This is a genomic window from Bacillus sp. V3B, from assembly GCF_024494465.1.
In the GTDB taxonomy this organism is placed as follows: Bacteria; Bacillota; Bacilli; order Bacillales; family Cytobacillaceae; genus Bacillus_BD.
In genome coordinates, this window is sequence record NZ_JAETXM010000008.1 from 141,037 (window position 1) to 153,898 (window position 12,862).

The 12,862-nt window shown below is 37.1% G+C and carries 14 protein-coding genes, 1 pseudogene and 1 riboswitch; of the genes and pseudogenes, 8 read left to right on the top strand and 7 right to left on the bottom strand.

Annotated elements, in window-relative coordinates:
* Window positions 1-209: 209 nt before the first annotated feature.
* The 4 genes and pseudogenes from cobT to yhfH form a co-directional block, all read right to left on the bottom strand.
* Window positions 210-1,259, bottom strand: coding sequence for a nicotinate-nucleotide--dimethylbenzimidazole phosphoribosyltransferase (gene cobT / locus JMM81_RS11640; protein WP_256241744.1), 1,050 nt, complete (start codon window positions 1,257-1,259; stop codon window positions 210-212).
* 96 nt (window positions 1,260-1,355) lie between these two features.
* Window positions 1,356-1,532, bottom strand: a riboswitch (cobalamin riboswitch).
* A gap of 371 nt (window positions 1,533-1,903) precedes the next feature.
* Window positions 1,904-2,005 (bottom strand): annotated as a pseudogene (locus JMM81_RS23065) (hypothetical protein); the annotation flags it as partial.
* 248 nt (window positions 2,006-2,253) lie between these two features.
* Window positions 2,254-2,640, bottom strand: coding sequence for a hypothetical protein (locus JMM81_RS11645; RefSeq protein WP_256241745.1), 387 nt, complete (start codon window positions 2,638-2,640; stop codon window positions 2,254-2,256).
* A 131-nt stretch (window positions 2,641-2,771) separates the two neighbouring features.
* The gene (yhfH, locus tag JMM81_RS11650) at window positions 2,772-2,906 is read right to left on the bottom strand and encodes a protein YhfH (protein WP_256241746.1); all 135 of its coding nucleotides are present in this window, start codon (window positions 2,904-2,906) and stop codon (window positions 2,772-2,774) included.
* Window positions 2,907-3,128: 222 nt separating this feature from the next.
* Between yhfH and JMM81_RS11655 the strand changes: the two genes are divergently transcribed.
* The 7 genes from JMM81_RS11655 (at window position 3,129) to tatC (ending at window position 9,537) form a co-directional block, all read left to right on the top strand.
* Complete coding sequence (locus tag JMM81_RS11655) at window positions 3,129-3,545, top strand: MarR family winged helix-turn-helix transcriptional regulator (RefSeq protein WP_256241747.1); 417 nt, start codon at window positions 3,129-3,131, stop codon at window positions 3,543-3,545.
* A 5-nt stretch (window positions 3,546-3,550) separates the two neighbouring features.
* Window positions 3,551-4,771 carry an MFS transporter gene (locus JMM81_RS11660; RefSeq protein ID WP_256241748.1) on the top strand — a complete coding sequence of 407 codons (1,221 nt, stop codon included), beginning with the start codon at window positions 3,551-3,553 and terminating at the stop codon, window positions 4,769-4,771.
* 118 nt (window positions 4,772-4,889) lie between these two features.
* Window positions 4,890-5,279 carry a BC1872 family protein gene (locus JMM81_RS11665; protein WP_309143492.1) on the top strand — a complete coding sequence of 130 codons (390 nt, stop codon included), beginning with the start codon at window positions 4,890-4,892 and terminating at the stop codon, window positions 5,277-5,279.
* 371 nt (window positions 5,280-5,650) lie between these two features.
* Window positions 5,651-6,448 carry a Cof-type HAD-IIB family hydrolase gene (locus JMM81_RS11670; protein ID WP_256241749.1) on the top strand — a complete coding sequence of 266 codons (798 nt, stop codon included), beginning with the start codon at window positions 5,651-5,653 and terminating at the stop codon, window positions 6,446-6,448.
* A gap of 537 nt (window positions 6,449-6,985) precedes the next feature.
* Complete coding sequence (locus JMM81_RS11675; RefSeq protein WP_256241750.1) at window positions 6,986-8,443, top strand: alkaline phosphatase PhoX; 1,458 nt, start codon at window positions 6,986-6,988, stop codon at window positions 8,441-8,443.
* A gap of 60 nt (window positions 8,444-8,503) precedes the next feature.
* Window positions 8,504-8,734 carry a twin-arginine translocase TatA/TatE family subunit gene (gene tatA / locus JMM81_RS11680; RefSeq protein ID WP_256241751.1) on the top strand — a complete coding sequence of 77 codons (231 nt, stop codon included), beginning with the start codon at window positions 8,504-8,506 and terminating at the stop codon, window positions 8,732-8,734.
* 71 nt (window positions 8,735-8,805) lie between these two features.
* The gene (gene tatC, locus JMM81_RS11685; protein WP_256241752.1) at window positions 8,806-9,537 is read left to right on the top strand and encodes a twin-arginine translocase subunit TatC; all 732 of its coding nucleotides are present in this window, start codon (window positions 8,806-8,808) and stop codon (window positions 9,535-9,537) included.
* Between the two features lie 213 nt (window positions 9,538-9,750).
* Here tatC and JMM81_RS11690 read toward each other — a convergent pair whose 3' ends face one another.
* The 3 genes from JMM81_RS11690 to JMM81_RS11700 all read right to left on the bottom strand — a co-directional run bounded on the left by JMM81_RS11690 (window position 9,751) and on the right by JMM81_RS11700 (window position 12,391).
* A complete protein-coding gene (locus JMM81_RS11690; protein WP_256241753.1) occupies window positions 9,751-9,963 on the bottom strand; it encodes a hypothetical protein in 213 nt (70 codons plus the stop codon).
* A gap of 238 nt (window positions 9,964-10,201) precedes the next feature.
* On the bottom strand, window positions 10,202-12,025 hold the full coding sequence (locus JMM81_RS11695) for a LysM peptidoglycan-binding domain-containing protein (protein WP_256241754.1): 1,824 nt from the start codon (window positions 12,023-12,025) through the stop codon (window positions 10,202-10,204).
* A 237-nt stretch (window positions 12,026-12,262) separates the two neighbouring features.
* Entirely contained in the window at window positions 12,263-12,391 is a 129-nt protein-coding gene (locus JMM81_RS11700; RefSeq protein WP_256241755.1) for a hypothetical protein, read from the bottom strand.
* Between the two features lie 117 nt (window positions 12,392-12,508).
* Here JMM81_RS11700 and JMM81_RS23070 point away from each other — a divergent pair, with 117 nt between their 5' ends.
* Window positions 12,509-12,676, top strand: coding sequence for a chromate transporter (locus JMM81_RS23070; RefSeq protein WP_375162376.1), 168 nt, complete (start codon window positions 12,509-12,511; stop codon window positions 12,674-12,676).
* Window positions 12,677-12,862 lie beyond the last annotated feature (186 nt).

Below are 12,862 nucleotides of genomic sequence, written 5' to 3' on the forward strand. Positions count from 1 at the left end.
AGACACCTTATCGAACAGCACTTTTTTTCATCTAGTGTTTATCCATATAATGATCTAAAAATATTGAACTCTTTTTTCTAGTCTCTACAAATTACTAAACAAATTGCTGTAGAACGAAGGGAAAGTAAACAGCCTTCATTCACTTCTATCCAATAACCATTTTGAACATGTAAACCTTAAAAGTGGGCAGAGAAGAACAACCTCTCCTATTATATTTTCATCCCTACTTCCTCAAATGTAGGCATATTCTTTATCATAGAGCAGGCTGCTTCTATGATAGGGAAAGCCAAGGCTGCACCAGAACCTTCTCCTAAGCACATATTCATATGTAACATTGGTTCGATTCCTAGCAGATCACTGGCCATTTTCGCACCTGGTTCTTGAGAAGCATGAGAAGTAATAAAGTATGCCTTTGCTTTTGGTTCAATATTAGCAGCAATGAGAGCAGATATGGTTGAAATAAAACCATCTACCACAACTGGTATTCGATTTGCTGCAGCCCCAAGCATAACCCCTGCCATGCCACCTATTTCTAATCCTCCCACCTTTGCTAGAACATCGATTATATCCGCCCGATTTGGCTGGTTGATCTCAATCGCTTTCCTAATTATCCCTGCTTTATGCTCTATTCCTTTTTTACTTAATCCCGCTCCTCTTCCTGTTATTCCCAAAGGGTCACAATTTTGTAAAACAGATAAGATCGCTGTACTAGGAGTCGTATTACAGATTCCCATTTCACCTGTACCAAGTAAATTAGCGCCTTTTTTGATTTCTTCATTCGCCATTTCGATCCCAACTTCGATCGATTTGATCGCTTCCTTCCTCGTCATAGCAGGACCCTTTGCCAAATTATCTGTACCTTTTTTTATTTTTCTAATGATAACACCGGCATCACTAGGTAGATCCTTCTTAATCCCAATATCTACTGGAACAATTTTAGCTCCTGACATTTTTCCTATCACACAAACACCCGTTAATCCTTTTGCAAAGTTCAACGTTTGGGCAATCGTGACCTCCTGTGGATTGGGCGTAACGCCTTCTTCATAAACACCATGATCACCTGCCATCACAATAATGACTTTTTGATCAATCGCTGGATAAAGATTCCTTGTCATTCCTGCTAGTTGTATAGCGATGTCTTCTAACTTTCCTAAACTTTTAGGAGGCTTAATGAGGTTATCCACCCTACCCCTAGCTTGAGCCATCATCTCTTGATCTAATTCCTCAATTTTTTCAATCGTTTGTTGTAATACGTTCATTTTTTCCTTCTCCTTTTGTGTTAGGACTCTAATCAAATAAAGAAAGTCTGTAGTTTATTTGATTAACAAATAAACTACAGACTTTTCCATCATCTATAAGAGTCAAGTAGACAGGCAGGTCTCCTGACTTAGGATCGTCACTTCATCAGACCTTCCCAGAGATAACTCCAGTGGCATTTCTAATGAAACTCCCCGTTACAGTGGTGGGACCGCTGAAGATTCACACTTCATTCCCTATTCTCCCCGAAGGGCACCTACTACTTTTATTTATTTTTAATTTTTAATTTAGGCTTTGTTAAACAATCGTGTTGCTACTCTACAAGCCTTTGGTGTACGCAGGCATTAAGTTATTCACGGAATAAAACGCATTCCCTCATACACCCAAGACCATTTATCAACAATCATCATTAACACAGCCTAAATTTAAAATAGCAAACACTTTTCCTTTAGTCAATGAGGCATTGGCTCTTTGTCACTTTATTGTCATTATTTACATTTAATTTCATCTCTCTACACGTAAAACTCTTGCTTCAAACAAATCTATTTTTTCACCTTATGTCAACTTGATGTTTCTGAATAGGAAAATGAAGAAAAAAGGTTGTCCCTTCACTACTTGTTTTTATATCCATAATCGCATGATGCTCTCACACAATTTTTTGACAAATGGATAATCCCAATCCAGTACCATTTTCCTTTGTACTAAAGAAAGATGTACCCATTTTATCAATGATCTCTTGCTTAATTCCATTCCCTTCATCCTAACCTTGCCATTTCCTTTTCGACTGATATTTGATCTGTTATATCCGTAATAACAGATCAAATGCATTTCTCTCCATGAATTTCCATAAATTCAGGCGACAATAACCCATCTCCCAATAACCCTGATTTATTTAAACACTTGATTTTACTCCCTTGAATAGGATGAAGTAAATCCTTGGTTTCAACAACTGGTTCACCAAAAAAGGTGCCTGGCACCTTTTTTTAATTGTGTTTGTTACTCTTTATCAATTGGTTCACGGAAAAGTTCCACATCATTTTCAATAAACTTATATTGTTTTTCTATTTCTTTGGTAACTGAGTCAATTACATCCATCGTAACGAGTAAAGCGACACCGCTTTCTATGTCTTTTGCTCCCCAAATTCGTAAAATTTTTGTTTTATCTGTATTGAAAAATACAGTTTCTACGGTTAATACTTCATCCTTTTCTCCATCCTGAGATTCCAAATGTACAAAAGCCTGTATAAATTCAATTTGTTCGTTCTGACCGTTTACATACATCATTAAAAAGGATAAATATTTAGGGAAATCTAGTAATCTATCTTGAAAAAAATAATTTCCTAACTCCTCAGCGTCTGTAGTGTGAAATAATTGTTTTTGCATATTCAAATCCACCTTCCTTCTTCCAGTACTTCCTTTAAGTTTAAGCTGTTATGATTTTTTATTCAAGTTTTCTACAAAGACAGGTGCCAGGCACCATCCAAATAATGGATGGTGCCTGGCACCTGTCTTCATTATTCAGCTCTCTTAGTTAAGCAACGATCACATTCCATCATATATGATTCAGCTTGTTCTTCTATAATTTGGCCACATTCAGCACATTCCTTTTTTGGTAAATCTCTAAAAAATTCAACTGGACTTTTCAACATCGTAACCACTCCTTTTTTGTAATACAGTATTTTATTTTTGACTTGTGTTATACTACAGTATATACAATTCTAATAAAAGTATGTGGGCATTTTTAAAAAAATTATAAACTAGGCGCTAAGCACCTAGCTTTCAAACTAATTACATTGGAAACCTAGACATTTGATTAAATCAGATATATGGTTATCTAGGTAACCATATTTTTCGAAGGATTTGATAACTTCATGTATAATGAATTTTTCCATCAGTATTTACAACTATCAAGGAGCTTTACAAAAAAATTAAATGAGCATCTTGCACAACTAAATATCTATCATGCTCAATGGTCAATCCTTTATTACTTACACCAAACCGGTTCGGCAACCCTTGTTGAGATTAGTCATTATTCTGATGTGGAAAAGCCTACAATAACCCGAACAGTCAATCGCTTGTATGAACGGGGTCTGATCACACAAATCCCAACTAAGGATAAACGCGAACGCCGAATACAACTGACAGATTTAGGTCTTCAAATATATGAAGACTGCCAACATGTCGTCAATCAATTCGAACAAAGTATTATGAGCAACATCCCAAAAAAAGATGTAGAACAAACAAAACAAATATTACTACAACTAATGAAAAACATAAAAGGGGATTAGAACTTATGAACCAGAAACCAAAACTATGGACGAAAGATTTTATTACGATTTCGTCAGCACACTTTTTTATCTTTTTAACTTTTTATTTATTAATGGTGACATTCGCAGTTTATACAATGGGTCATTTTGATACTTCACAAAGCACGGCAGGCCTCGCTGCCAGTATTATTGTACTTGGAGCCGTAATAGTTCGTCCTATTGCAGGGAAAACGATTACCAAAATTGGGCACAAAAAATTGTTAGTGATCTCATTAATCCTTTTCCTTCTCTCTAGTATTGCTTATCAACATGTCTCAAGTTTATCGATGTTGTTTCTCGTTCGTTTTATCCATGGTATTGCGTTTGGAATTTCTACAACTGCTACAGGATCAATAGCCTCTGAAATCATTCCAAATGAACGTCGCGGAGAAGGAACAGGCTATTTTGCCATGAGTATGAACTTAGCCATGGCTTTTGGTCCATTCATTGGGTTAATTATTATGCAATATTTTGATGATCCTACTATTTTTATAGCAGCAACTGTTTTTTCAATTGTTGCTATCTTAGCTGCTCTAGCATCAAATGTTCCAAAAAAACCCCATCATCAGCAACAGCAACACGAGGAGAAAACAGGGTTAAAACTCAGTGATTTCTTTGAAAAGAAAGCTCTCCCTATTTCTCTTTTAATGGGATTTGGCGGATTTATTTATTCAAGTATTTTAACATTTTTAACGAGTTATGCTCAGGAAATCGGTTTAATCACAGCTGCAAGCTTTTTCTTTGTCATGTATGCTATTTTTCTGTTAGCATCCCGCCCTTTTACAGGAATCTGGTTTGACAGATACGGGGACAATTTTATTATGTATCCATCAATCGCCTTGTTCGCTTGTGGGTATCTTTTACTCAGTCTCTCTCAAGTAAGCATTATGTTGTTAGCAGCAGGAGCCCTTATCGGGATTGGCTTTGGTACTTTTCAATCAAGCACACAAGCAATTGCCGTTAAAAAATCTCCACATCATCGGATTTCATTAGCAACCTCCACCTATTTTACTTTCTACGACTTAGGTATCGGGGTCGGTCCATTTTTATTAGGGTTCATCATCCCATTTACTGGTTTTCGCGGATTGTATTTATCCATGACGATACTCGCTTTTATATGTATGGTCCTGTATTATTTCATACATGGTAAACATGTAAAAAGAAATGATGAAGACGGTGAGAACAAATTAACTTCGACAGGTACGTAATTTAAATAGGTGCTTGGCACCATCCAGATAATGGATGGTGCCAAGCACCTATTTTGTTGAGCTTTACACTATAAAAATGGTAAAATAGAAAAATCTACAGACAAGGGGGCAATTAGATATGAACAAAACAGACTCAATAGCACGTAGAATACTTGATTCGAAATTAAATAGCACGGATAAATGGCTTGATCCTGAAAAAGATATGAATAAAACAGACTCAATAGCACGTAGAATACTTGGTTGGACATTAAATAGCGCGGATAAATGGTTTGATCCTGAAAAGTGTACTTTCATTCATGATTCTGAATTTCAACCCGAGCAAAACCTGGACCATGCCATGCGCATCGTTGAAAGATTGCAAAAATTCGGATTTACATATACAACAAAAGGTGATTCCGAAGTTTGCTTTAATAACATATGTGCAACCGGCGATACATTAGCACAAGCAATCACGAATGCAGCCTACTTAATCGCCGACAATACCTCACCAGCTGATGCATGGCTGTAAGAAGTAGCAGAGAGTCTACCAAAACCTACAGCACCTCCGAGGTGCTGTAGGTTTTGCTTGTCTTTATTATACGAACTCGTTCGACCTCCTCTTCCCATGCGTTTTAATATCCTAAATTGGTTTTCAACCAAGCACAGAATGTGCTAGCCCATGGGCATCCACTTAATAAAAAGATAACCTTCTCCAATGAGACACCACCATCCATACTCAAGCCAATCTATAGAGATTCCCTCTAAGGCGACTTCCCAAAGCTTATTTATTTCTCAAAAATCAAAACATGGCAGAATACACAGATTCTAAAAAAAGTTTTTTTCTAAACGGAATATTTGATATAGTAAACATTATGAATAATAGAAGGGAACAATGAAAAAATGAAATGTTTTTCAATTGATTTAGACGGTACGTTATTAAACTCAAAACACGAAATATCTGATGAAAATCTGAAAACTCTACACTACTTACATGAACAAGGACATAGAATTATTTTTAACACAGGTCGAGCTTTTGAAGATGTGATCAAATTTGATGCCATACAAAAGCTAGAAACACCTATTTTTTGTATTAATGGGACTGTTTTATACTCAAAAACAAGAGAAGTTCTATATGAAGCCTCTTTACCAATTTCGATCTATAAAGAGTTGTTTCCCATTTTAAAGGAAATCGGATTATGGATTATGGTCTATACCAATCAGGGCGGTTTTCCATGCAGAAATCCAATGATTCAAGATAAAAGCCCTGAAGAGATTGAACGTATTTTCGATGATTACGATTACGATCAAATTCTTGAAAAAGATGATCTCAAAGTCTATAAAGTCATGGCTGTGTCACGCGAGGATCAACTTGAAAAAGTCGATCAAGCCAAAAGAGCAATCAAGGGGAAATTCGAATTGTCAATGGCTTCATCACATCCTAACAATGTAGAGTTTACGTCCATTAAAGCGAATAAAGGAGCAGCTATACAACAATACCAACAGTTAACAAATCAACATTTTGATGAAATTTTCGCATTTGGAGATGGAGGAAATGACCTCGCTCAATTCAAAGTGGCAACCACCTCCGTTGCCATGAGTAACGCCCCTTCTCATATTCAGCAAGAAGCAGATATCATCACCAAGACAAATGATGAAAATGGATTCACCCATGCTACCCGACAGTTATTAAATATCTAACACTAAAGTTTCAGAAAGAACCAGGACAGATTCACTGTTCTGATTCTTCTTCATCTGATGATAATTTTTAGAACTCCGATAACCTCTTTATAATCTCCGAAGTTTGCTAGATTCTGGTAAAAAGCATCTGTAAATTCTCTCATTTTAATTTTTTTACAAATACCGACCTTTTATTAACATTTTCTTCATATCTTTCTATATTGTTGACTTTATTTGCTACCAATTTAATATTTTTAACAAACGATTAATAAACGACAATAATCTTTCTTTTTTCAACAACAAAATACCTAGTCCCTTCTTCTCTTATTAATATTTTCCAAAGGTATTTATAACATTAATAAGCTACTTATGTTTGAAACCATTCCTATTACCCCCTTTATTTTACCTATTCACCCATTCTTTTAGACTATTCTTCAAAGTAAAATAGATCATTACATCCAATTAACATACTATTCATATTCATTTGTTAACTTTTTTAATAGAGATTGCTTCAGAGAACATAGCATCCACACTAAAACAATTTGGAGGTAACATTCGATGAATGGTAGTAACAAGAATTTGAACAGACGTGATTTCTTAAAAGTTGGTGGAATGAGTACGCTGGCGGTAACACTAGGAACAACGGGGTTATTGTCACTAACTGGAGCTACAGAAAGTCTTGCAGCATCCGGAAAAATAAATTCAAATAATCCAACCGGAGGATTTGGAGGCTATGGTCCGCTAGTAAAGGATCCGAATGGAATTCTTGACCTTCCAAAAGGTTTTCATTACAAGATCATTTCACAAACAGGGGATAACATGCCTAACGGTGACAAAGTTCCTGCCATGCTTGACGGAATGGCGGCCTTTAAAGGTGAGAAGAATACGACTATTCTCGTAAGAAACCATGAAAACAGCACAAACTCTAATTATCCTGTAAACGGAAAAAATCCTTGGAGCAATGGAGCAGCTGGTGGTACAACAACTCTTATCGTAGGGCCAAATAGAGAACTCCTTGATCAATATGTATCAAGTTCAGGAACGATTCGAAACTGTGCAGGAGGAGCTACTACTTGGGGTACATGGTTAACAATGGAAGAAACTCGTAATATGGGACATGGCTTTGTCTTTGAAGTAAACCCACTTGATCCTGAGAATGAAATGTCCAAAACACCGATTCGTGACATGGGTTACTTTTCTCATGAAGCAGGACATGTTGACCCTGCGACAGGTATTTGGTACTTAACCGAAGATGCAAACCCAAGCTTCCTTTATCGCTTTACACCAAATGATCGTAGTCAAACTCTCGGCTCGTTGCAAAAAGGCGGTATTCTTGAAGCTGCTGCCATCGATGAGTTACCTAGTTCAGCTGCAAGTCAGTTTAATAGCGGACAAAAAATTGGGGTTGTTTGGAAGAAAGTAAATCCTGAACGTGCTCAACAAGATGCAAAAGATCTTGGCTGCATCCGATTTAGCCGATTAGAAGGAGCTTATTTTTCTGCAGGTGCTCTCTGGTTTGATGATACGAGTGCGGGCTCAAAAAACCTTGGCCGTGTTTACCGCTACTTCCCAGCGACGAATACATTAGAACTTTTCTATGAATCTACAGATAAAAATGATTTAGAAATGCCGGATAATATTACGATCACTCCTTGGGGAGATCTTTGGATTGCAGAAGATGGTGGAGGCAATGATCGAATCATCGGCTTAACTCCTGAAGCAAATGTCTATACATTTGCTGAAAATAAGCTCAATGGTTCTGAATTTGCCGGTCCAACATTTTCTACAGATGGCAATACCTTCTTTGTAAATATGCAAACACCTGGCATTACCTTTGCGATTTGGGGTCCTTTCGCTCGCCGCAATGCAACGCGTCAACGTGCAATGAGTTATGCTACTCCTCCAGCCGATCTTGCACCTGCCGTTTCAGACAAACTTGCCGCACTTGCAGAAGAACAAGGGATGTCTATATTAGAAGCAGCAGCCTATGAGCGTCACGGCATGCCTATTCTTTAATAGACTAAGATAAAAATTACATGAATGCGAAAACGATTTATTCCTTAGGAGGTGAATACGTTGCTATCAAATATCGGTATCCCAGGTCTCATTCTCATTCTTGTCATCGCTTTAATTATTTTTGGTCCTTCCAAATTACCTGAAATTGGACGAGCTTTTGGAAACACCTTAAAAGAATTCAAAAAAGCGACCAATGAACTGGTAAACGGTGATAATGGACAAGAGTCTTCCACTAAAGAGAAAAATAACGTAGTAGAACTTGAAAAATCTGAAAGTAAGACTGGAAGCTAAACAAATGGAACGATGTAAACCAGGGGACATGACACCGGCTTGCATCGTTCTCTTTTAAAAGGAGTTTAATTATGGATCAGTCTCAAATGAATGTCGTTGAACATTTAGGTGAATTACGTAAACGGATTATTATTACTGGTATTGCCTTTGTCCTTTCCTTTGTCGTGGCTTTTATGTTCGTTCAAGATATTTATCAATTTTTAGTAAAGGACCTTGATAGTAAATTAGCTTTACTAGGACCTGGAGATATCATTTGGATTTACATGTTGATTACAGGAGTGATTGCCATTGCAGTTACCATTCCCATTGCCGCTTTTCAAATTTGGAAATTTGTAAAACCTGCTCTTACAAAATCAGAGCAAAATATCTCTCTAGCCTTTATCCCAAGTCTATTTTTCTTATTTATTTTTGGTCTAACCTTTGGTTACCTCATTCTGTTTCCGATCGTTCTTTCCTTCTTAACAGGACTTGCAGGTGATCAATTTGAAACCTTCTTTACCGCTGATAAATATTTTAAGTTTATGTTAAACCTTACGTTACCTTTTGGTTTTTTATTTGAAATGCCAGCTGTCTTGATGTTCTTGACAAAATTAGGAATCATCAATCCGCATAAACTAGTAAAGATGAGGAAAATCTCCTATTTCCTATTAATTATTGTTTCTATTTTAATTACTCCTCCCGATTTTATATCAGATATTCTGGTTATCATTCCTTTACTACTTTTATACGAATTAAGCGTTACATTAAGCAAAATCGTTTATCGAAAAAAACGAGCTTTAGAACCAACTGTTGATTTAAATTAAAAGTGTAAGTGTCAAATCATTCCTACCGATAAAACCAGATAAGGATGATTTGACGCTTACAACAGGCTGCCGTTTGGATAACAATAGTAAATCATCGTTATATGATAGCTATAATTTAGGGATTAAACCAACCTCGATAGAAGACGTTTCTCCACCTGGTAGAAACGCCTTTTTAGGTGTAATTATAACAAATATTGTTCTGTCACCTTAGGCCTACTGATCAAACATTCCTCTTTGACGCAACATGATATCAATCGCTTGATCTGAGGTGTTCCCTAATTCTTGGTTTAACGCTTGAAAAAAACCCATCGAAGATTGATAACACCCTTCTTGTATCTCTTGAAAAATTTGCCGTGCTAATTGTTGCCTTTTATCCTTTGATTCTAATAATGATGCGCTCAAATCTTCTGAATGATTAAAATTCATAAAGAAACCTCCTTTTATCGCTCACAGCTCTATGGTAATAAGGTTTTATGAGTGTAACTTTTTAACTGTTTCTGCAACTAATTTCCCTCTAACTATAGTTTTATATACATAAGAAAAAGCACCAGGCACCATCCAAATTTTACAAAAAAACACTTGAAGTTGAACTGTACCCCGATTGTTAGACACTATCTACCAATTGGAGGTGTAGTTCAAGTACACAAGCGTTTTTTGTCATTTTTTACGATAGAAAAGAAAATGTAGCGCTTATTTCGTTTATATGATTCTGATCTACCCACATGATAAAATAATTGTAGGTTGTTCCTTGAATTTGAATCGGTGTTGGATACTTGACGATCATCGCTGCTTGACCTCTCATTTCAGAAGGTTGGTCTTCTGAAGGAACTATTAGGCATGCTTCTTGATGTTGAATTTGAGTTGGCATAATACGCGGTTGGGAACCATATGGCATTAGTGGGTGAAACGCTTCATTATTGCAAACTTCATGAATACTTCCTTCGGAGAAGATGGCGGAAATTTGGAAGAATCCATCAGGACCTTCATATCTCTCATCATTTACTTTTTTCCAATGGGCTGGATATTGGAATTGAACATGATAGACAGAATTCATGTAGGTTTTTTTCAAAGGAGAAACCGATGATGGTGACCATTGCAGAGATGTAATAAATGCTCCTTCTACTAATCGAATCGGAACCGGATGATGAACATCAATCACCCACATTTCTCTAGAAGCTCCCGCATTATGACAACCCGATAGATAAGCGATTTTTCTGCCATCGGGTGACCATGTAACGGGCGTCGCAAAGCAATTTGAAATCGACCTCGTTTTATCATTCTCCCCCAGTCTTCCCGCATGTTTGATCATTGAAAAATATCCCCTGTCATCAAAAGCAGTCGCACTATAGGCGATCGCGGATGAATCAGGAGACCATACTGGAAAATAATTTTTCGCGAGCGGTCCTCCCCTTACTTCATATACGCTCCCTGTTAAAAGATTGACCGTATAAATGATTGAGATACTAACACCTGGAGTCGTATATAGGGCAAATAAACCGTCATGGGAAAGACGAACATGATTTAGACGCCCACCTTTATTCTGTGTCATTTGTCTTTTACCTGTTCCATCGATTCCAATACGAAAGAGTTGACTAATTCCAGATCTGTCAGGAGCCTGATACAGCAGTTCTCTTCCATTAGGAAGCCATCCAACATCAGATGCATCACGCTCATTTATTCTTTCTACTTGATGTGTAAAGATATTGTACAAAAAAATACCATCCTGTTTTGAGTACGCAAGTTTCTGACTATCTGGTGACCAATCTAAATAAACTCCTAGCCCACCTGCAAACTGGTCAATACGAGCAATACTACCATCTGTTAACCTCACCCTCACAATATAGAGAATCCCATCCCTCCCAACAAAAGCAATTCTTCTACTGTCAGGTGACCAAAAAGCTACCGAATAAGATTCACCTAAACCATTTGTAAGCTGTATATTTTCACCATTGATTGGATTATATAACCATAGATCATATGCTCCTCCACGGTTGGATGTATAGGCGATCAATCCGCGATCTCCAGGAGGTGCATATGGAATAATCAGCTTCATACCTGGAAAAATATTATTAGATGGGAGCTCGTTAACTGTTTTAAGAAGGTCGATGTTACTCTGTCCAGCCGTCATGACGTTATACCGCCTGGCGATTTGAAACAGTGTGTCCCCTGGTTGAACAACATAGTAAGGGACACCAGGAGGAACTTTTAACAACTGACCTACCCTAATCATATAAGGCGGATTCAGCCTATTTGCTTCAATAATAATACTTTCTGATATTCTAAAAAATTGAGCAACCTTATAAACAGTATCTCCCGGCTTTACAGTGATAGTATCAACACCTGATGGCATGGAGAGTTGTTGCCCGATATAAATGGTGTAAGGCGACATCAAATTGTTTGCCGCAATGATGGACTCGACGGGAATCTCCCAACGCTTGGCAATCTGATACAAAGTGTCCCCTTGACGGACTGTATAAAAAAGTTGCATCTAAATCCCTCCAACATCCCTATTCCTTTTGAAAAAATCACCGTTATTTTTATCCATTTACATACATCCATACTGAAACAGATTGTTTCCTTTATTCATATTCTCTTCTTTTTAAATATGCAGCTCCTCCTGCCTACATGCTATTCGCCCAATTTAAAATAGGTGCCAGGCGCCATCCAATTTCTGGATGGTGCCTGGCACCTGGTTTTTATTTAATAGTTAAACTTATTTAAAGAATCATGTGAATCTACACTCGCTCACAGCAGCGGCTATTTCTTCCAATGTAGCGCTTTGCTCCTCTGAAGCAACCGCTATATTTTGGATTCGTTCTACAGTATGAACAGAGATATCACGCATAGAATCCATAATTTCTAAAAACTTTCCAGCATCGTTCTTAACACTGCAACTCTAAAATATGGCGGCGTTTCTCTGCCGTACCGCAATATTTCTTCATAATATCTCTACCTATCTGCCCTTGGTATTTTGCTTCCTTCCCTTAATTTAGTCATCATTGTAGCTACTTTTTTCATGAAATTCCATCAAAATCCAATCGTCCAATCCATGTTTTATGGATTAAAACCGATTGTTACTAGTCTAATCATCTACGCTGCTATCAGTTTTTCCATGTCTAATGATCTCCTTACGATCTGATAGTTCATTCCATACAATTAGTTTATTCCTGATCTTTGGACTCTCATTACTCGTTCTATTAAAACTGCGTTGGAATCCAATCTATGTCATTGTTCTTTCTGGATTAGTAGGAGTTGTCTTGTATTCGTGAAAAGAAAACAGGTGCAAGGCACCTATTTATTATGACAAAATAAAAACCCCTCTGTT